Origin of the sequence: Pseudomonas sp. PSB11 (assembly GCF_014596605.1) — a bacterium.
Classification (GTDB): Bacteria; Pseudomonadota; Gammaproteobacteria; order Pseudomonadales; family Pseudomonadaceae; genus Aquipseudomonas; species Aquipseudomonas umsongensis.
This window is the reverse complement of sequence record NZ_NOIO01000039.1, coordinates 25,392-44,513: the sequence shown is the minus strand read 5'-3', so window position 1 is coordinate 44,513 and position 19,122 is coordinate 25,392. Positions and strand designations below refer to the sequence as shown.

Annotated in this window: 17 protein-coding genes; 5 read left to right on the top strand and 12 right to left on the bottom strand. The window is 62.0% G+C overall.

Annotated elements, in window-relative coordinates:
• Positions 1-270: 270 nt before the first annotated feature.
• The 9 genes from CGA21_RS28090 to cysD all read right to left on the bottom strand — a co-directional run bounded on the left by CGA21_RS28090 (position 271) and on the right by cysD (position 8,610).
• Complete coding sequence (locus CGA21_RS28090; protein ID WP_020801155.1) at positions 271-726, bottom strand: nuclear transport factor 2 family protein; 456 nt, start codon at positions 724-726, stop codon at positions 271-273.
• A gap of 82 nt (positions 727-808) precedes the next feature.
• Positions 809-1,600 (bottom strand): SDR family oxidoreductase, encoded by a 792-nt coding sequence (locus CGA21_RS28085; protein ID WP_188265537.1) that lies wholly within the window; start codon positions 1,598-1,600, stop codon positions 809-811.
• A gap of 39 nt (positions 1,601-1,639) precedes the next feature.
• Positions 1,640-2,107, bottom strand: a complete 468-nt coding sequence (locus tag CGA21_RS28080; RefSeq protein ID WP_151142821.1) for an SRPBCC domain-containing protein — start codon at positions 2,105-2,107, stop codon at positions 1,640-1,642.
• 20 nt (positions 2,108-2,127) lie between these two features.
• Complete coding sequence (locus CGA21_RS28075) at positions 2,128-2,583, bottom strand: nuclear transport factor 2 family protein (RefSeq protein ID WP_110755032.1); 456 nt, start codon at positions 2,581-2,583, stop codon at positions 2,128-2,130.
• A gap of 22 nt (positions 2,584-2,605) precedes the next feature.
• The gene (locus CGA21_RS28070; RefSeq protein ID WP_188265536.1) at positions 2,606-3,322 is read right to left on the bottom strand and encodes an EthD domain-containing protein; all 717 of its coding nucleotides are present in this window, start codon (positions 3,320-3,322) and stop codon (positions 2,606-2,608) included.
• 18 nt (positions 3,323-3,340) lie between these two features.
• The gene (locus tag CGA21_RS28065) at positions 3,341-4,528 is read right to left on the bottom strand and encodes a sulfotransferase family protein (RefSeq protein ID WP_188265535.1); all 1,188 of its coding nucleotides are present in this window, start codon (positions 4,526-4,528) and stop codon (positions 3,341-3,343) included.
• A complete protein-coding gene (locus CGA21_RS28060) occupies positions 4,525-5,637 on the bottom strand; it encodes a DUF1214 domain-containing protein (protein ID WP_110755029.1) in 1,113 nt (370 codons plus the stop codon). Before CGA21_RS28060 ends, CGA21_RS28065 begins: the two co-directional genes overlap by 4 nt.
• A gap of 73 nt (positions 5,638-5,710) precedes the next feature.
• Complete coding sequence (gene cysN, locus CGA21_RS28055) at positions 5,711-7,624, bottom strand: sulfate adenylyltransferase subunit CysN (RefSeq protein ID WP_110755028.1); 1,914 nt, start codon at positions 7,622-7,624, stop codon at positions 5,711-5,713.
• Positions 7,624-8,610 carry a sulfate adenylyltransferase subunit CysD gene (cysD, locus tag CGA21_RS30060; RefSeq protein ID WP_223194290.1) on the bottom strand — a complete coding sequence of 329 codons (987 nt, stop codon included), beginning with the start codon at positions 8,608-8,610 and terminating at the stop codon, positions 7,624-7,626. The genes cysN and cysD overlap by 1 nt, the downstream gene beginning before the upstream one ends.
• Positions 8,611-9,654: 1,044 nt before the next feature.
• Here cysD and cysQ point away from each other — a divergent pair.
• A complete protein-coding gene (cysQ, locus tag CGA21_RS28045) occupies positions 9,655-10,419 on the top strand; it encodes a 3'(2'),5'-bisphosphate nucleotidase CysQ (RefSeq protein ID WP_177411683.1) in 765 nt (254 codons plus the stop codon).
• A gap of 95 nt (positions 10,420-10,514) precedes the next feature.
• Here the strand turns inward: cysQ and CGA21_RS28040 are convergent, their stop codons facing one another.
• The 3 genes from CGA21_RS28040 to CGA21_RS28030 all read right to left on the bottom strand — a co-directional run bounded on the left by CGA21_RS28040 (position 10,515) and on the right by CGA21_RS28030 (position 12,937).
• On the bottom strand, positions 10,515-11,009 hold the full coding sequence (locus CGA21_RS28040; RefSeq protein WP_188265533.1) for a nuclear transport factor 2 family protein: 495 nt from the start codon (positions 11,007-11,009) through the stop codon (positions 10,515-10,517).
• 96 nt (positions 11,010-11,105) lie between these two features.
• Positions 11,106-11,534 carry a nuclear transport factor 2 family protein gene (locus CGA21_RS28035; protein WP_223194287.1) on the bottom strand — a complete coding sequence of 143 codons (429 nt, stop codon included), beginning with the start codon at positions 11,532-11,534 and terminating at the stop codon, positions 11,106-11,108.
• Positions 11,535-11,611: 77 nt separating this feature from the next.
• The gene (locus CGA21_RS28030) at positions 11,612-12,937 is read right to left on the bottom strand and encodes a spinster family MFS transporter (protein ID WP_188265532.1); all 1,326 of its coding nucleotides are present in this window, start codon (positions 12,935-12,937) and stop codon (positions 11,612-11,614) included.
• Between the two features lie 353 nt (positions 12,938-13,290).
• On the opposite strand from CGA21_RS28030, the gene CGA21_RS28025 reads away from it, so the two are divergent.
• From CGA21_RS28025 to CGA21_RS28010, 4 genes are all read left to right on the top strand, one after another.
• The gene (locus tag CGA21_RS28025) at positions 13,291-14,376 is read left to right on the top strand and encodes an alkene reductase (RefSeq protein WP_110755023.1); all 1,086 of its coding nucleotides are present in this window, start codon (positions 13,291-13,293) and stop codon (positions 14,374-14,376) included.
• Entirely contained in the window at positions 14,373-16,226 is a 1,854-nt protein-coding gene (locus CGA21_RS28020) for a long-chain-acyl-CoA synthetase (protein ID WP_188265531.1), read from the top strand. The genes CGA21_RS28025 and CGA21_RS28020 overlap by 4 nt, the downstream gene beginning before the upstream one ends.
• Complete coding sequence (locus tag CGA21_RS28015; protein WP_110755021.1) at positions 16,219-17,304, top strand: MBL fold metallo-hydrolase; 1,086 nt, start codon at positions 16,219-16,221, stop codon at positions 17,302-17,304. Before CGA21_RS28020 ends, CGA21_RS28015 begins: the two co-directional genes overlap by 8 nt.
• A 67-nt stretch (positions 17,305-17,371) precedes the next feature.
• On the top strand, positions 17,372-19,039 hold the full coding sequence (locus CGA21_RS28010; RefSeq protein ID WP_110755020.1) for a DUF1302 domain-containing protein: 1,668 nt from the start codon (positions 17,372-17,374) through the stop codon (positions 19,037-19,039).
• Positions 19,040-19,122 lie beyond the last annotated feature (83 nt).

Below are 19,122 nucleotides of genomic sequence, written 5' to 3'. Positions count from 1 at the left end.
GATGGTGCGGGAGGCAATCTTGATCTACAACCAGGAGCGCCCGCACCTGTCTTTAAAATACAAAACGCCCGATGCGGTGCATCGGGCGCTGGGTGAAATAGATGTAAACCTATTTCAGGACTAGACACTCTGGCTTTGATCGTTCCCTGTAGGAGCGAGCATGTCGAATCGTCGCACCGTCGCGATGGTCGTTAACGATAACGCTGGAAACCTGACACCCCGCAGCGCACTCAGGTTCATCGCGAGCATGCTCGCTCCTACAGGGGGGAGTCAGTTGATCGGCTGGGAGGTGATCGACCATTGGGGATCCAGCGGGCCGATCATCTCCAGCAGCCGTTTGTAACCGGTACGCAAGATGCGCCACTCGCCTTCCAGCTTGACGTAGCAATCCTCATAGATCGCGCTGCCGTTAAGCAGGGTCTGCTCATCGAGGTTGATGAACACGTCGTTGAGGTACCACAGGCCAGTGGCCTCATCACCGTTGACCGCAATTTCCGGGGTGTGGCCGTTGTGCATGCCGAAACGGCGGTTGGTAAAGCTGGTGCGGTAGAACTCGATAGCCTCTTCTATCCCGTTGAGTTCGAACTGGTAAGTCGGGCTGTCGAATCGGACCTTCACGTCGGGTGAAAGGATGCTGCGCAACAGCTCGAGGTTGCAGGTATCGACACCACGAAAGTAGCGGGCCTTGAGCTGTTTGATCTGCTCGATGGCAACGAGATCCAGCATGTTGGTAATCTCCAGGGGGAGGGCCACACGGGCTTCGCATGGCCGTCGCAAAAGAGGCGACGTTCACGTCGCCTTGAAGGGTTCAGCAGGGCAGGAAGTGGCCGCCGTTGACGTCCAGTTGCGCGCCGGTAATGGCCTTGGCGTAGTCGCTCGCCAGGTACAGCGCGGCCATGGCGCAATCACTGTCTTCAGGAATCTTGCGCAGCGGAATCTGTTGGGCGATCTGCTCGACCAGCGACTCCATCGGCACCCCCAGGCGCTTGGCTTCGCTCTCGAAGTAGCCAATCACCGGCGCGCCCCACATCCAGCCCATGAAGGTGGAGTTGACGCGGATGCCGAACGGGCCTAGATCCTGGGCCAGGTACTGCACGGCAGTTTTCAATGCGCCTTTGGAGACGGCATAGCCCGATTCAAGCTGGTTGGGGGTGCGGGTGGCCATGGTGTTGATCATGACGATGCTGCCCGACTTCTGTTTCTTCATTTGTGGCAGCACGGCCTGGGTCATGTGCAGGGTGCCGAACAGGTTGACGTCCATCGCGCTTCGCCAGTCGTCCATGGCCGATGCGCTGGAGGTGCCCCAGGCGCCATGGGCGTAGGCGGAGTTGATCAATACGTCGATCCGGCCGAAGTGCTCGGTCGTCAGGTCGGCGAGCGTCTGGCACTGTTCGGGCTGGGTGATGTCGGTGGGGACTTTCAGGATCGGGGTGCTGTAGCCAGCGTTGCGCACCGCTTGTTCGGCCTGATCGAGCTTGGCCGGCGTACGCGCGGCCAACACCACGGCCTTGGCCTGGTACTCCGCGGCACGCACGGCCAGCTTGATGCCCAGGCCAGGACCGATACCGGAAATGATGACGACTTTGTCTTTGAGCAACATGGCAATTACCTTCTTATTGTTTTGGTCGGGGAAGGGCGTTCAGGAGCGACTGGCGTGTAGTTCTTCGGCGCGGCGTTTCAGGTCCAGGGCCATCTGGTCGAAGCCGATTTTTACCCAGGCACCGTGTTCACGCATGATGGTGTCCTGGTTCAGGCCCAGGAAAATGTCAGTGGTGAAATAGCTGCAGCGGTTGGCATCGATGGCCTTGATGTACTGGTCGCGGCGGGCGGCGTCCATGTTCTCGGGAACGGGGCGCTGCTCCCACGACAACAGCTGCTCGGGGTCGCAGGCCACGAGGTACTCGAAGACCGGGACGGTCTCGCCGGTATCGGGAGTCAGTACCTGCATATGCACTTCGTCGCCGATCTGCAGGCCACAGCGGATGCTCGGACAGAAGCTGTTCCACAGGTGGTAATTGTCCAGGTCAACGAGCACTTCCCAGACCACTCGGGCGGGGGCGTCAATTTCCACTGTGTGGGAGGTCACTATGTTTTCGGCTCTTGCCATGACGGTCTCCTGTCGTGCGTTCAGTTGATGGGGCGGGAAGTGATCTGCAGGTGTTCGCTCAAGGGCTGGATCGTCTCGAGCAGGGTTTCGTAACCCGTCTGGGCGATCATCCAGCGCTCGCCGCGCTTGATGTAGCGATCCTGGTAGATGGCGCTGCCATGCATGTGGGTGTTGTCCTCGAGGTTGATGAACACGTAGCTCAGGTACCAGAGCGCCGTGGCCTGATCGCCGCTGACTTCGATTTCCGGGGTGTGACCGTTGTGGGTAGCCAGGCGGGTCTTGGTGAACGAGGTGCGGTAGAAGTCCAGTGCATCGCCCAGTCCGTTGACGTGGAACTCGTAGGCCGGGCTCTTGAACGAAAGGGCTACGTCCTCGGTGAGCATGTCTTGCAGCATCGAGAGGTTGCAGGTGTCGATGGCGCGGAAATAGCGCGCCTTGAGCTGCTTGATCAGCTCGATTGCTTCTAGATCCAACATGGAAAGCCTCCTTGTGGGCTACTCACTCGCTGAGTTGGTATTCACTGGTTTGGATGCAGTCAATTTTCTCGAAGTCGATGAACTGGCTGGTCGATTCGTACATGGCCTGCTGGCGCTTTGCGCAGGTGTCCGGATCACCAAGGGCTGCGAAGAACCCCTGCTGATTGCCAATGGCTTCGGGCGGGAAGTTTTCTTCGACAATGGCGTGCAGCACCGGCGCGCCGAAGGACAGCGAGCGCACCACGGTGTTCTGTCGGTAGCCGAAAATCGATTGCAGGGGATAGGCCTTGGGCCCGTGTCCGTTGCGCCAGGTGTCGTGCCATTGCTCGTAGCTCAACCGGTGGGGCTTGTGTAGCAGGGCCACCTGATTCATGCCGGGTGTGCGCTCGCCAAGTGGCACCCGGTACTGAGCGGCGCGAGCCTGGCGTTCTTCGGGGTAGGGCTCGGATTCCACCACCAGATAAGCCTCCAGGCGGCGGGTCTGCGGCGCCACGATTGCCTGGATGGCGGGCCATTGCGAGGCGCTGTCCAGCCACAACGAAAGCAGCCCGTCCAGCGGCACGGCGCTGTTGGTGATGCGCTGTGCGTGGGCAGCGGCCACCGCCTCATCGACCACCATGACACGGATATTTTTGGCGCCGGCACGAGCCAGTTCGTCGTGTAGGCCAAGCAAATCCGCACGCCATTGCCCGGCGCTCGGTTGTGTCGGCTTCCACAAGGTCAACATGATTTTTTCCATGGTTACTCCAGCCCTTGTTCAGTGATTGATGCTCAGGTGACGGGCGCGATATTCGCGGTAGTCCTCGGTCATTTGCGCCTCGTTAAGACCGAAGCGCTCCAGGCTGTAGTCATGGCTGGCGCGTTTTTCCCGGCTGTTTTGCGACAGCCAGGCCTGCGCGTCGGCGCGGGCTTTATCGGTAAACGGCAGACCGGCAAAGGCATAGACCTTCTCCAGCACGTGCAACGGCTGGGTCACGGTGTCGGCGAAGTTGATGTCGAGAAAACGCTCGGCAGCGTGTTGATCACGAACCTGCATGGTGTGACGGATGCCTCGCGCCATGCGGCTGTTCCACTGCTCGCCGGCGGCTTTCGGATCCGGGTCGTCGCTGTACATCTGCCACAGGGTATGGGCCATGCTGGCCATCGAGGGGATCGTCTGGGCCGGTTCGCGGTGGGTCAGAATCACCTGGGCCTTGGGGAAGATATCCAGGAGCAAATGCAAGGTGTGCAGGTGCTGCGGCGCTTTGAGCAGCCAACGCTGGCCCATCGGTTCACCCCGTTGTTGTTTCTGCCACTGCAGGAACTGCAACATTTTTTTCAGCTGGGTGTAGACCGGGCGCTGGTCCTGCCGGTCCAGCCAGCGGGTGTAGCTGGGCACATTGACGTAGGCGTCCATGGCGCACATGAACGAGTGTTCCATGAGCATGAACTCTTCGTCGCAGAGCATGGCGTCCAGAGGGTGGATCGCCAGGATCTGCGGAATGACTTCGGCCATCAGGTCGACCTCGGCCTTGGCCTGGGCAATGCGCTTGGCCGGCACCGCCAGGGTTTCGTCGGCCAGCGGTGCCGGAAAACGCGTCTCCCACCAGGCGGCCGAGTAGAAGCGCGGGTCGACCGCCAAGGTGCGCTGGAGCATGGTGGTGCCGGTGCGCGGCAGGCCCACGATGACCAGCGGATCGTCGATCGCTATCTCGGTTATTTCCGGATAACGGCGCAGGTAGTCCTCCATCACCAGGCGGTTGACCAGTTGCCCCACCAGCCGTTCTTCCAGCAAATACAGGCCGGACGGTGACAGCCGGGCTTCGGCGGCCAGCGCAACCAGCAGCGCCTGCAAGGACTCGCGATAGTTGTCATCGCCAAAATCGCTCAGGCCGTTGGCGCGCGCGATGGCGCTGGCCAACAGGTTTTCCACGGTCAGGTCTTCAATGCCAGTGCGCGCGTTCATACGACCTCCGCCACGGCAGACACGTTTACAACGCGAGTGGTGGGGTGGCATTGCTCCTGGGCGCCGACCCAGCGCAGGCACAGGGTGCCTTGGCGTACGCCGGCGGTTTGCAGCCAGTTGCTTACCCCGGGGTCGAGCTCGCTGAGAACCAGGGTCACACCGCCGTTGTCGTCGTAGCGGGCCTGGTGTTTGTTGAAGCAGATCTGGTGGTAGCGGTAGTCCAGCGATTCCATCCAGTAGTTGTTGATCTGCAAGTTCCAAAAGTCGCAGTCCGGCACCTTGTCGATGTGAATCACCAGCGCCTCGTTCTCGGCCAGCGCCCAGTGCGAGTGGTAGTAGAAGATGTTTGGATCGCCGCCCACGGACTGACAGAGCGCCTGGTCGGCCGGAGGCAGTTGATTGCTGTGCGGCAGGTAGCTTTGGCTCCAGTCGGCGAACAGCCTGGCGGTGTTCTCGACGAAGCTCGATACCCGCGCCAGGCCCTGTTGGAATGTCGCCGGATCAAGGGCCTGGGGCTTGCTCTCGGTGCCGATGCGCTCAATGCTCAGCTTGGCCGGCACTTCACTGCGACGGTCAAGAAACGTCTGGCGCACGATCAGGGCATTGGTGGCTTCTTCCATCTTCAGCCAGTTGCCCGGTTGCGGCTCGGTGCTGAGGATGATTTCGAAATGGCCCTGGGCATCGACCTGCAGTTGGCTGGCGTCGACGAAGCCGGTCTGGATCAAGGTGCCGTCGGTTTCGTAACCGCCTTTCTGGGTGCCAAAGCTCAGGTAGGCGACGCTGCCGCGCTGGCCTTTGATGCGGTATTGCAGCGTGCCGTCCAGGCGCGAGTACTCGTAGAGGTTGTCCGGGTTGTCGGCACCAATCTTCGCGGTCTCGTGGGAAGTCTTGAAAAAGCTGGGAAAGGCCGGGTCGGCAAACTCGATGTGCATCTCCAGGCCGATGCGCAGCAGGCGTGTGAGGTAGCGGAAACCTTCGGCGCGGGTGGCTGCATCGGCTGGTGCTTCGGGGCGCAGGATCTGCTCGCCGCAGCGCTTGAGGTGATCGCAGAAGGTGGCCCAGGTCTGGCCACTCAACAACTGTTGTTCGTCAATAGAGCTGATTGTCATTGTTAGACTCTCTTGATTAGGCGAGCACCGCCGCAGGGTGCTCGCTGGATGCCCGGCGAACCGGGCGTCGGGGCTAGAGTTCCTTGCCGATGAAGCCGCGCTCGATCAGCACCTCGATGATCCGGTCCACTGCACCCTCGGGCGTCAGCTTGCTGGTCTGGATATGAATGTCCGGCTTGCTCGGCACCTCATAAGGCGAGTCGATACCCGTGAAGTTTTTCAGCTCGCCGCGGCGGACTTTCTTGTACAGGCCCTTGGGGTCACGCTCTTCGGCCACGGCCAGCGGCGTATCGACGAAGATCTCGATGAACTCGCCTTCCTGCAGCAGCCCACGCGCCATCTCGCGTTCGGAACGGAAGGGCGAGATGAAGGCGGTCAACACGATCAACCCGGCATCCACGAATAACTTGGACACCTCGGCTACCCGGCGGATGTTTTCCACGCGGTCGGCGTCAGTGAAGCCCAGGTCGCGGTTCAAGCCGTGACGCACGTTGTCGCCGTCGAGCAGGTAGGTATGGCGGCCGCGGGCGTACAGGCGGGTTTCCAGGAGGTTGGCAATGGCCGATTTGCCGGCCCCCGACAAACCGGTGAACCACAGCAGCACCGGCTGCTGGCCCATCTGTTCGGCGCGAGCCTTCTTGTTCACATCCACGTGTTGCATATGGATGTTCTGCGAGCGGCGCAGGGAGAACTCGATCAGGCCGGCACCGACGGTGGCGTTGGTCAGGCGGTCGATGAGGATGAAGCTGCCGGTTTCCCGGTTGTTCTTATAGGCATCGAAAGCGATCGGCTGGCTGGTGAACAGGTTGCACACGCCGATCTCGTTCAACGCCAGTTCCTTGGCCGCCAAGTGCTCCATGGTGTTGACGTTGATCTTGTACTTGGGCGCCGCCAAGGTGACCGACAGTGTCTTGCCGCCGATCTTCATCAAGTACGGGCGGCCGGCGAGCATCGCCTGTTCGTGCATCCAGACCAGGCTGACCTGGAACTGGTCGGCGACGCTGGCCGGGTCTTCGGCGGTGGACAGTACATCGCCGCGGCTGCAATCGACTTCGTCGGTCAGGGTGAGGGTGATGGACTGCCCGGCCACGGCTTGTTGCAGGTCGCCATCGAGGGTAACGATGCGCGAGATCCGGCTCTCTTGCCCGGCGGGCAAGACACGGACGCGGTCACCGGGGTGGATCACGCCGCTGGCGATGGTCCCGGTGAAACCACGGAAATCCAGGTTGGGGCGATTGACCCATTGCACCGGCATGCGGAACGCCAGTTTCTGCTGGTGCGCCTCGTCGATCTCAACGGTTTCCAGATAGCCCATCAACGTGGTGCCGCGGTACCACGGCATGTGCTCGCTCTGCTCGGTGATGTTTTCACCGCGCAGCGCGGACATCGGGATCGCGGTGAAATCCTGCAGGTTGATCTGCTTGGCGAAGGCGCGATAGTCATCGACGATGGCGTTGTAGACTTTCTCCGAGTAGTCCATCAGGTCCATTTTGTTGACCGCCAATACCACCTTGCGAATACCGAGCAGCGAGGCGAGGTAGCTGTGACGCCTGGATTGGGTCAGTACACCGCGTCGGGCATCGATCATCACCACGGCCACGTCGGCCGTGGAGGCGCCGGTCACCATATTGCGGGTGTACTGCTCATGGCCCGGGGTGTCGGCAACGATGAACTTGCGCCGGTCAGTGGAGAAAAAACGGTAGGCCACGTCGATGGTGATGCCTTGCTCGCGCTCGGCGGCCAGGCCATCCACCAGCAGGGCAAAGTCCAGTTCGCCACCCTGGGTGCCGTCTTTTTTCGAGTCGGCCTCAAGCGCTTCCATCTGGTCTTCGAAGAGCATTTTCGAATCGTAGAGCAGGCGTCCGATCAGGGTGCTCTTGCCATCGTCGACGCTGCCGCAGGTGATGAACCGCAGCAGGCTCTTGTGCTCGTGGGCCTTGAGGTATTGGCCGATATCCTCGGCAATCAGGTCAGATACGTGTGCCATCAGAAATACCCCTCTTGTTTTTTCTTCTCCATCGATGCGGACGAGTCGTGGTCGATCATTCGCCCCTGACGCTCGGACGTGCGGGTCAGCAGCATTTCCTGAATGATCTTGGGCAGGGTGTCGGCGTCGGATTCGACGGCACCGGTGAGCGGGTAGCAACCCAGGGTGCGGAAGCGCACGTTGCGCATCATCGGCACTTCACCCGGGTTGAGCGGCATGCGATCGTCATCGACCATGATCAGCATGCCGTCACGTTCGACCACCGGGCGCGGCGCGGCGAAGTACAGCGGTACGATCGGGATGTTTTCCAGGTAGATGTATTGCCAGATGTCCAGCTCGGTCCAGTTGGACAGGGGGAAGACGCGAATCGACTCGCCTTTGTGCTTGCGCGTGTTGTACAGGTGCCAGAGTTCCGGGCGCTGTTTCTTCGGGTCCCAGCGATGCTGGTCGGAGCGGAAGGAAAAAATCCGTTCCTTGGCCCGGGATTTCTCCTCGTCACGACGGGCACCGCCGAAGGCCGCGTCGAAACCGTAGTGATCCAGCGCCTGTTTCAGGCCCTCGGTCTTCATGATATCGGTGTGGATCTGCGACCCGTGCTTGAACGGGCTGATGCCCATTTCAATGCCTTCGGGGTTGATATGGGTCAGCAGGTCCACGTTGAGCTTGGCCACCATTTGATCGCGGAAGCGATACATCTCCTGGAACTTCCAGGTGGTGTCGACGTGCAGTAATGGGAAGGGCGGCTTGGCCGGGTAGAAGGCCTTCATCGCCAGGTGCAGCATGACCGCACTGTCCTTGCCGACGGAGTAGAGCATGACCGGGTTGTCGGCTTCGGCGACAACCTCGCGCATTGCCTGGATGCTCTCGGCCTCCAGTCGTTGCAGGTGGGTAAGCGTCATAGATTTTCCTCTCGCTTTTTGTTGTTGTCGTTTATCAACGTACAACTGCTGCGATTCGGACTTATGCGCGACTTGATGTTTTAACATCAGGCGCAACATCTGCAGCATGGGGTCGCGGGGCCGGGCAGGGACGATGGTCGTTGGCACATCGTCATGGCTGACGTGCGCGGCTTGCTGATTGATCTGGGTCGCCAGTTCGCGGGCACCGCTGAGCATTGCGCTGGCTTGCGGCAGATGGAACAGATGCAGCCGTTCAGCGCGTTCGCCGGCCCAGGTGATAAAGGTCGCGGCGCGCTGCCAATGCATGCCCGAGAGCAGGGCGAAGACTTTGCGTTCGGCCGAGCAACACAGGCGGTCGAAGAACCCTTCCAGGTGGGGGGCGCGCAACCCGTCTTCGTAAGGCAGCCAGAGCACCTTGCCGCGATTGCTGACCGCGCGTAGCACCCCGTAACTGAGCTTGCCCTGGTCGTTGCGCGCACCGTAGTCATCGATCCAGTGGATCTCGCCGTTCTGCGTACGCGCCTGTTCGAGAATGTCGCGGTAGGTGCTGCGGTACCAGCGCTGCACCGCCAGCGAAGCATTGGCGACACGCTTGGCCGGGCGCTCGGCATTGAGCTGCCAGCGTTGCAGATAATGGGCGGCGGTGCGTTCTGGCAGGTCGATATCGTGCAGACGCTTGACCAATGCCTGCATCGCTTCCAGTTGCCAGAGCCGGAACGGCAGCTGGTGCCGTTCCGGCAGCGTGCTGACCAGCAATTGGTAAATATTGCGTTCTTGTTCGGCGCTGAGACTGCGGCCTTCACCTTGCTTGCGCCCACGTTCGCGTACGGGCACGGCGCTCCAGCCACCGGCTTGCCACGCCTTGTAGGCAGAGATGATGGTTGGCGATGAGAGCCCGGTGTCCTGGCTGATGGTCTTGAGCGTGCTGCCGCCGATGCGCAACTGCACGGCACGCAGGCGCAGCTGGTTGATCTGCGCAACGGATAACTGATTGCCGTGGGACACGGGAACTCCTGTTAAACATCCATTTGCTGAGTGGCGGGGCTGTAGATGTCTGTACTGTTCCCGGATCCGCAAAACGGCGCATAGGCCGAACGGACCATACGAAGAACAAAAAACAGGAGAATTCCCATGAACGACTCAATGACTGTTCTGCTTGAAGACGTCATCGGTATTGTTCGCGCAGCGGGCGAGCTGGTGATGGAGGTGTATCGCTCGGATTTCGAGGTGCGCGGGAAAGTCGATGCTTCGCCGGTGACCGAGGCTGACGAGCGCGCCGAGGCGCTGATTCTGCAGGCCTTGGCTGCACGCACGCCGCAGATCCCGGTGATTTCCGAAGAGGCCGCCGCTGCCGGCCAGGTGCCGGAGGTGGGGCGGCGGTTCTGGTTGGTGGACCCGCTGGACGGCACCAAGGAGTTCATCAATCGCAATGGCGAGTTCACCGTCAATATCGCCCTGATCGATAACGGTGAACCGGTGCTCGGGGTGGTCCTGGCGCCCGCGCTGGACCGACTGTTTGCCGGTGCCCGTGGCTACGGCGCCTTTATCGAACAGACGGGAGAGCGCCAGGCAATTCACTGCCGAACGGTGTCGCAGGAGGGGCTGGACGTGGTCGCCAGCCGCTCCCATGGCGATGCCGAGGCATTGGACAAATTCCTCGACGGGCGTCAGGTGCGTTCACTGAAAAGTGCCGGTTCATCGCTGAAGATTTGCCTGGTGGCTGCTGGCGAGGCAGACCTTTATCCGCGCCTGGGGCGCACCATGGAGTGGGATATCGCCGCGGGGCATGCGGTGCTTGTCGCGGCCGGTGGGCAGATTCGCACCCTTGCCGGCGACGCGCTGCGTTATGGCAAGCCCGGCCTGGACAATCCGCATTTTTACGCACAGGGTCTGTAGATCGCCGGGCATTGGCGAATGTAGTCGTTCCCCCCTGTAGGAGCGAGCATGCTCGCGAAAAACCCGAGGGCGCCTCGGGGCATCTGGTTAACGCGTTATCGTTCACGACCATCGCGACGGTGCGACGATTCGACATGCTCGCTCCTACAGGGTAGGCCGGGGCGCAGGATGTCGCGGCAGCCCTGCTCGTGACTGATGTCCATGCGCCGATGGGCAATACGCCAGCCCTTCGGCGTGGATACCCAGCGATCGTGGTATTCGGCCAGGGATTCATAGGTCATGTCCTGCAGGCTGCCGGCGCCGCGATGCGCGGCGCGCACGTACACGCGGCTCTCGATGGCCGAATCGCTGGCATCGACCAACAGGTTGCCAAGCAGATGTTGGGAAGGCCCGCAACCCTCCAGATGCGCACGGATCATGGCGACAATCGGCTCACGTCCTTGAATGCGATGCAAGCCGCCATAGTCGGCTGTGGCGTCTGCCAAAAAAACATCATCCATGGCGGACCAGTCGCGCTGGTCGCAGGCACGGGCATAGCGGGAAAGAACCACATTGAGCTCGCGCTCAAGCAGCAGATCGTTGATGTCCATCTTGCCTCCCTTTGCTTTCGGTTTTCCGGCTCTTCGGTTGACCCGATGCTCGGCCCGCCGCGGGTTTCCCTCATCGTCCGTTCAGACCACTTGTGCCTACATCAACAAATGCCCGCGCAAGTCCCCCATCATGTCCAGGTGCGAATAGTCACGAAAGCTGAACCGCCAGACCCCGTCGACACGTTCGAACTCATCCAGGTAGCGCCCGGCGGCGATGGGTTGCAGGGGGAGAGTGTCGGTGGCCTGCAGCACGGTGTAGCAGGCGCGAACCGTGGCGGTCCCGCAGGTTTCGTCGATGTCGATGATGGGGTTGCTGATGACGTGTCGGGTGCGCGGTGTACCGCAGGGGTAGAGCTTGATGCGTTGCTGCCAGATGCCCAGCAAGGCGGTGTGATCGATGCACTCGTCCTGGCTGCTTACCTTGATACGGGCGTGACGAAACAGCTCGGCGGCCTCGAACAATTGGCCGCTGTCCAGGTATTCGGCGTAACGGTAGAGCAGGTTGCTGATCTGTACGGCGCTCATGGCAATCCTCATGAAAAAAAGCCGCTGGAACCTGGCGAGGTTGCAGCGGCGTGATGGTGCGCGAAAGGCTCAGGCCGTCACGGCACGGCACGGACCGGTGCAAGGGGCGTAGCCGGGCTCTTCATCTGTTGGCGATAACGCGGCAGCGCAAGGGCCAGGAATACGCTGGCCAGCATCAGCATGGACACCGACGACGCCAAGGCGTAACGCAGGGATTCACTGCCCAGGGTCGGCACGAAGAAATCGCTGAGCATGCCGACGAACAGCGGCCCGATACCGACGCCCAGCAGGGTCATCGACATGACGAAAATGGCCGTGGCCTGGGCCAGTCGTGTGGCCGGGAACAGATGGGTGATCGCGCTCAGGCACGGTGTTGCCCACCACACACCGAAAAAGGCGAACGCGCTGTAGAACAGGAACGCCTGGGGTACCGCGATGTTGCCGATATGGAATGCCGTGCCTTGGGGCCAGAGGAAGTACGCCAGGGCGAAGGGAATGCTGATCAGCGTACCCAACAACGGCACGCCGATTTGCCAGCCGACATCGCGACGCGCCATGCGGTCGGTAACCATGCCGCACAGCAGGGTGCCGAAGGTCGCACCGGTACCTCCCACTACACCGACCAGGAATCCGGCTTCCTGCAGGTTGAGACCGTGGGAGCGGATCAGGAAACTCGGGCTCCAGGTGCCAATCGCGTAACCGGCAATCGCCGCCGCGCCGCCGGTGAGTACCAGGCACAGGAACGAGGGCATGCGAAACAGCTCGACCAGGGTCTTGAGCCAGCCATCCTGTTGCATCGCGAGATGGGCCTGCGGCACTACGCGCTTGGGCGTGCGCACGGTCAGCAGCAAAAGCAGGCCCAGGAAGATCCCGGGTGCGCCGATCAGCAAGAAGGCGTAGCGCCAACCGTGGTGCTGGGCAATCCAGCCACCCAGGCCCAAGCCAACGATCGCCCCCAGGCTGGAACCGAGCATCAGCACCGACAGGGCAGTGGATCGGCGGTTCGCCGGGTACAAATCCGAGACCATCGCCACCGAAGGCGCCGTACCGCCAGCCTCGCCGACCGCCACGCCGATCCGCGCCAACACCAGGGTCAGGAAGTTGCCGGCCATGCCGCACAGCATGGTCATCAGGCTCCAGGCGATGCAGCTGAAGGCGATCACCGGTTTGCGCCCGATGCGGTCTGAGAGGCGCCCCAGCGGGAAGCCGAACACGGTGTAGAACACCGCGAAGGTCACCCCCGAGAGCAAACCGATGCCAGTATCGGAGATGCCGAATTCGAGCTTCACCGGCTCAATCAGAATCGCCATCAACTGGCGGTCGATGTAGTTGAACACGTAGATGCTGGCGAGCACGAACAACGCATAGTGCGTTCGCCATGTCACGGGGGTGGATTGGTTCACTGCGGGTGCTCCCGGTTTTGTTCTAGTTGTCGCGATGCTGGGCTTGCTGTGGTTTTTTCTCATCGTCCGTTCAGACCATCTTAACGGTCGTACACAAATCATCCGTAGAAACCTGGCTTGCCGGCGAAGAACGATAACGCGGTTCACCAGATAAACCGCAGCGCTCCGTTCGCCGGCAAGTCGGATCGCCGCACCGCTGGCTCCTGCGGATAGCGAACCTAGTCTTGTCGGACGATGTTTCGCCCGCGCTCACGATCAATCATTCAGCCCATATCCGCTGGTGTGCCAGCGCTTGCCCACGCTGTGGCAAGCCCTCAGGCAACCAGAACACAATAAGAAGCTGAGGAATTGCAATGAGCGTCTTGTTCGAGCCGGTCGCCCTGGGCGAACTGCAACTGGCCAACCGCATTGTCATGGCCCCCATGACTCGCAGTCGCGCCCTTGCCGATGCGGTGCCCGGCAGCGCCATGGTCGAGTACTACCGCCAGCGTGCCAGTGCCGGGTTGATCGTGGCGGAAGGCACCGCGCCGTCCGCCAGCGGCCTGGGCTATTGCCGCACCCCAGCCATCTACACCGGCGAACAGATCGCCGGCTGGCAGCAGGTCACCGAGGCGGTGCATGCCGAGGGTGGGCGCATCGTCCTGCAACTGATGCACGTCGGCCGCGCCGCCAGCCGCCACAACAAGCCGACATGGGCCGCCACGGTGGCACCTTCGGCGCTGCGTGCGCGCACCCAGGTGTTCAGCGATGCCGCGGGCCTGGTGGACACCGACGAGCCACAAGCGCTGACCTTGCAAGGCATTGGCGATGTGATCGAAGACTATCGCCAGGCCGCGTTGAATGCGCGTCAGGCCGGTTTCGACGGTGTCGAGCTGCACTGCACCAGCGGTTATCTGCCGATGCAATTCATGGCCTCCGGCAGCAACCAGCGCAGGGATGCCTACGGCGGTGACGCGAAGGGGCGGGTGCGTTTTGCCAAGGAAGTGATCGAAGCCATGGCGACTGCGATCGGCGCCGGCCGCGTTGGCTTTCGCCTGTGCCCCGGCAACCCCTACAACGACATCGACGACCGCGATCCGGCCGAGACAGCGGCCGCCCTGTGTGAAGCCGTGGCGCCGTTGGGCCTGGCGTACCTGCACATCATGCGCTCACCCCTGGCTGACCTCGATGCCTTCGCCCTGGCGCGCCGGCACAGCCCCCATGCGTTGATTCTCAACGATGGTTTCGACGGCCTTTCGGCCAGCGCCGCTCTCGCGTCGGGCGAGGGGGCTGCCGTGTCGTTCGGTCGTCACTTTATTGCCAACCCCGATCTGGTGGAGCGCTTGAAGCGGGGTCTGCCGCTCAGTGGTTTCGACCGCAAGACCCTCTACACGCCAGGCCCGGCCGGCTACTCGGATTACTCCGCCTATCAAGCGATCGCCCAGGAGGTGGCGCAATGAACCTGAACGACCTGACCGGCGTCCTGCCGACCCGCCCCGTGCCTCGGGAGCAAACCCAGGCCCTGCTTGACCAGCGTTCGGCCGCCGCCGGGCTGATCAAGCCGAACGATCGCTACACCCTGGCCGACCGTCTGGAACACCAGGCGCGTCAACAGGGCGACCGCCCGTTCCTGATCTACAACGAGCAGACCTTGAGCTACTTGGAGGTCGATGCGCGGGCCAATCAGATGGCCCACACGTTTTATGCCAATGGCCTGCGTGCCGGCGATGTCTGCGCCCTGGCCATGGAAAACCGCCCCTCGTTCTTCTGCACCTGGTTTGGCCTGGTCAAGCTCGGGGTGGTGGTGGCCTTCATCAACACTCAGGTCAACGGCCGTCCGCTGCTGCATGCGTTGCAAACCACCGACGCCAAGGCGCTGGTGATCGGTGAAGAATGCCTGGCCAATATCCAGGCCACCGAAGGTTTTCCGGACCTGCCGTGCTGGCTGATACGCGACGCGGAAAATCCTTGGAGTGGCCCGCTGCCCAAGGGCGTCGACGGGCATTTCGATGCGCGCCTGGAGAAAGCCCCGCGCACGCCGTTTCCCCGCGATATCCGCGCACACATCGAAGCGCAGGCCGCGACCCTGCTGATCTTCACCTCGGGCACCACCGGCTTGCCCAAGGCGGCGCGCTACAGTCATATGCGCTGGATGTCCTCGGGCGATGTGATGGAGGTCACCCTGCAAGCTACCCGCGAGGACGTTTTCTATTGCTGCCTGCCGCTGTACCACGGCGCCGCGGCCACGTCGGTGACCTCTACCGCGTTGCGGGCCGGTGCGGCCATCGTGGTGCGTCGCAAGTTCAGCGTGCGCGAGTTCTGGAACGACGTGGCGCGTCATCAGATCAGCATCTTCCAGTACATCGGCGAGATCTGCCGCTACCTGCTCAACCAACCCGTGCGAGCGGGCGAGCGCGAGCACAGCCTGCGCTGCATGCTCGGTGCCGGTTTGTCCCCCGATTCCTGGCAACGCTGGCTGGAGCGTTTCGGCCCGATCCAGGTGTTCGAGGGTTGGGGCGCCACCGAGGCCAATGCCGCGGTGATCAACGTCGACAACTATTTCGGTTCTTGCGGGCGCGTGCCGGACTGGAACAAGACCAACCTGCGGCTGGTGCGCTACGACATCGAAAACGACTGCCACCCACGGGACGAAAACGGTTTCTATCAGCTCTGCGAAGTGGGCGAGGTTGGCGAGGCCATGGGCTTTATCGTCGATCACCCTGAGATCGGTGGTGGGCGTTTCGAGGGTTACACCTCTGCGGAGGCGACCGAGAGCAAAATCCGTCGCAATGTATTTCGCGAGGGCGATGCCTACTGGAGTTCTGGCGATTTGCTGCGCGAGGATGCCAACGGTTACTGCTATTTCGTCGATCGCATCGGCGATACCTATCGCTGGAAAAGCGAGAACGTTTCGACCCTCGAAGTGGCGGACGCCCTGGGCGACCTGGCGGGCCTGGAACTGATCAATATCTATGGCGTCCAGGTGCCGGGCCATGAAGGTCGCGCCGGGATGGCCGCGGTGCTGATGCAGACCGGCCAGGCATTCGATCCCGACGCCCTGTACGCCCTGACCGAAACGCGCCTGCCGCGTTATGCGGCCCCGGTGTTCATCCGGGTCACCCAGTCGGCAGACCTGACGGCCAGCTTCAAGCTACGCAAGGTCGATCTGCAACGCCAGGGCTATTGCCCGAGCCTGTGCAGCGATCCGCTGTTCATTCGCGACGACCAGGCGCGCACCTATGTACCCTACTCGGTAGAGGCCCTGACGCGCGCCGGCCTGACGCCCTTTGCGGTGGCCGACCATGGCTGACCTCGACGACAACGGTCACGAACTGCGCGGCGGCCTGCGTTATCCCTGGCCGCAGGCGCCCGATCGCGGGCAGGTGCGCGAAGTGGCGCCGGGCGTGTGGTGGCTGCGCATGCCGCTGCCGTTTCGCCTGGACCACATCAACCTCTATCTGCTGCGTCACACCGATGGCTGGGTGGCGGTGGACACCGGCATGAATACCGACCAGACCCGCGAAGTCTGGGAGCGGGTGTTCAGTGAAGTGTGCGACGGGCTGCCATTGCTGGCGGTGGTCTGCACGCACTTTCACTCTGACCATGCCGGCGTGGCCGCGTGGCTATCGGAGCGCTTTCATTGCCCGGTGTACATGACCGTCAGCGAGTTCCAGTCGTTGCACGTCAAGTTTCCCGCCGATCAGCCACCGGGCTGGGACTTTCTCGACTTCTACCGCAAGGCCGGCGTCGGCGACGAACAGAGTGCCGAGATGTTCGCGGTGATGAGCAATGCCCATTTCCTGCCGGCGCCACTGAACCATTTCCGCCGTTTGCAGGAAGGCAGTTGCCTGCACATCGGTGGCCGCACCTGGCAGGTGGTCATCGGTCGCGGACACTCGCCGGAACATGCCTGCCTGTATGCCGCTGATGACGGCCTGCTGATTTCCGGCGACCAGGTGTTGCCGCGCATCACCTCCACCGTCGGCGTGCATGCCACCGAGCCGTTGGCCAACCCGCTGCGCGACTGGCTCGATTCCATCGAGCGGTTGCGCAGCTTGCCCGACACCGTGTTGGTGCTGCCGGCGCACGAAAGGCCGTTCTTCAATCTGCATCAGCGCCTGGATCAGTTGGAGGCCCATCACCGCGGGCACCTGGCGCTGCTGCTGGCCAACTGTGACGAGCCGCGCACCGTGCTCGAACTGATGGCTGTGCTGTTCCCCAGGCTGTCCGGTCGTTTCGACGAACTGATGGCGCTTGGCGAAACGTTGGCCCATGCCAACTACCTGGTGGCCGAAGGGTCGCTGGTGCGGGAAGAGGACCGGGGGCGGTATCGCTACCGGCGTGCTGTAAGGGGAGCGTGCGCGATTACACCGCTCAATGTGTTTTGAGCGGGCGGTACGGCAGCAGTGTTGAACATTCCAGGCAGCCATTGAGTTGCCCTTGAGGAGAATCAGTGTGATCAACAAAAACAACAATAACTCTACGGTCATCGGTTCGAGCGCGTTTCAGCTCAGCAGCCTGGCGGCAGCCGTAGCGCTGGTGTCCACGCCGGTATGGGCCGGTGAAACCTTTGAGTTCGACAACGGCGCGACCATCGACTGGTCGGTGACCACCAGCTATGGCATCGGCGTGCGCACCGGCAGTCAGAGCGATCGCTTGCTGACGGTCAACGCCGACGATGCCAACCGCAACTTCGACAGTGGCAGCCTGACCACCAACCGTGTGGGTGCGCTGGGGGAAATGATCCTGCGTAAGGACAACTATGGCGCCGTGCTGCGTGCCAGTACCTTCTACGACGATGTCTACCACCGCAAGAACGACAACGATTCGCCCGCCACCGTGAACAAGAGCGGCAGCAACGACGAGTTCACCAGTGACACCCGTTACTACAGCGGCGGTCGCAGCAAATTCCTCGATGCCTATGTGTTCAGCGGCTGGCGTTTTGACAACGACACCATGCTTGACGTCAAGGCCGGGCGGCACATCGAATCCTGGGGCGAGAGCCTGTTCTACCCCGGGGTCAACGGCGTACAAAACCCGTCTGACGCGGTGAAAGCCTCGCAACCGGGGGTCGAGGTCAAGGAAATCCTCTTGCCGGTGGGCCAGTTCTCCGGCTCGTTCCGACTGAACCCCCAGCTGACCTTCGGTGCGTACGTGCAGTACGAATGGAAGGGCACTGAACTGCCGCCAGTGGGCAGCTACCTGTCGGGCAGCGACGTTGTCGGGCCTGGTCGCGAGTTCATCTACGCCAACGGCCAGAAGATCGCCTACCGCGGCACCGACGAACCGAGTGATGGTGGCCAGTGGGGCGTGCAGATGCGCTACCGTCCGGTACCGGCCCTCGAGCTGTCGCTGTTCCACGTCAACTACCACGACAAGAACCCGGCCACCGCCCTGGTCGGCTACAACCCGCTGCCAGTGGGCGGTGGCCTCAACGCCTTCGTCAGCAATGGCTACCGGATCAAGTACTTCGAAGACATCAAGCTGACCGGCATCAGCGCCTCGACCAAGATCGGCGACACCCAGGTCGGCGCCGAATGGTCGTACCGCGACGGTGCGCCGGTGATGGTCAATACCGGACTTGGCGCCGTACCGGCCAAGGGCAAGGGCCAGCAAATGCAATTGTCGGCGGTGCGCATTTTGGGTGACCGTCCCTGGGCCAACCAGACAACGCTGACGGCCGAAGTCATCCGCGTGCAGGTCGACAGTGTCGAATCCACTTCGGCCGCGCCCAACCTGCAAGGCGTGAACCTATTACCCTCTTTGGCACCTCTAGTGGCCTCTTCCGATGACTACACCTACAGCACAGCCGCGGGTTACCGCACCAAGTCTTCCAGCGCCTACACCGTGGGCGCATCGTTCAGTTATCCGGGAGTTTTCCAAGGCTGGGATCTGGAAGTCCCCTTCAGTTTCTCCAACGTCTTCAGCGGCTCCACGCCCATGGCCGGCAGCATCTCCGGCGTGCAAGGTGACCGACGCCTTAGCGCGGGCACGACCTTCAAGTACCTGGGCAACCTGGAACTCGGGTTGAGATACATCTCTTATCTGGGTGCAGCTGATCCGATCGACCGTCCGTTCGCCGACCGCGACTACGCCACGTTCTCGATGAAATACACCTTCTGATCGACCCCCCAAGATCCGGGTCGCCGTGGTGTGCCCGGAGCTTCAACATAACCTGGAATAGGCCGCGGCTGAACGCTTCGGCA

Bases quoted from the DNA above. Each gene is read 5' to 3' on its own strand.
- CGA21_RS28090 (WP_020801155.1), bottom strand. From the start codon at position 726: ATGCTGGATCTCGTTGCCATCGAGCAGATCAAACAGCTCAAGGCCCGC.
- CGA21_RS28085 (WP_188265537.1), bottom strand. From the start codon at position 1,600: ATGTTGCTCAAAGACAAAGTCGTCATCATTTCCGGTATCGGTCCTGGC.
- CGA21_RS28080 (WP_151142821.1), bottom strand. From the start codon at position 2,107: ATGGCAAGAGCCGAAAACATAGTGACCTCCCACACAGTGGAAATTGAC.
- CGA21_RS28075 (WP_110755032.1), bottom strand. From the start codon at position 2,583: ATGTTGGATCTAGAAGCAATCGAGCTGATCAAGCAGCTCAAGGCGCGC.
- CGA21_RS28070 (WP_188265536.1), bottom strand. From the start codon at position 3,322: ATGGAAAAAATCATGTTGACCTTGTGGAAGCCGACACAACCGAGCGCC.
- CGA21_RS28065 (WP_188265535.1), bottom strand. From the start codon at position 4,528: ATGAACGCGCGCACTGGCATTGAAGACCTGACCGTGGAAAACCTGTTG.
- CGA21_RS28060 (WP_110755029.1), bottom strand. From the start codon at position 5,637: ATGACAATCAGCTCTATTGACGAACAACAGTTGTTGAGTGGCCAGACC.
- cysN (WP_110755028.1), bottom strand. From the start codon at position 7,624: ATGGCACACGTATCTGACCTGATTGCCGAGGATATCGGCCAATACCTC.
- cysD (WP_223194290.1), bottom strand. From the start codon at position 8,610: ATGTTAAAACATCAAGTCGCGCATAAGTCCGAATCGCAGCAGTTGTAC.
- cysQ (WP_177411683.1), top strand. From the start codon at position 9,655: ATGAACGACTCAATGACTGTTCTGCTTGAAGACGTCATCGGTATTGTT.
- CGA21_RS28040 (WP_188265533.1), bottom strand. From the start codon at position 11,009: ATGGACATCAACGATCTGCTGCTTGAGCGCGAGCTCAATGTGGTTCTT.
- CGA21_RS28035 (WP_223194287.1), bottom strand. From the start codon at position 11,534: ATGAGCGCCGTACAGATCAGCAACCTGCTCTACCGTTACGCCGAATAC.
- CGA21_RS28025 (WP_110755023.1), top strand. From the start codon at position 13,291: ATGAGCGTCTTGTTCGAGCCGGTCGCCCTGGGCGAACTGCAACTGGCC.
- CGA21_RS28020 (WP_188265531.1), top strand. From the start codon at position 14,373: ATGAACCTGAACGACCTGACCGGCGTCCTGCCGACCCGCCCCGTGCCT.
- CGA21_RS28015 (WP_110755021.1), top strand. From the start codon at position 16,219: ATGGCTGACCTCGACGACAACGGTCACGAACTGCGCGGCGGCCTGCGT.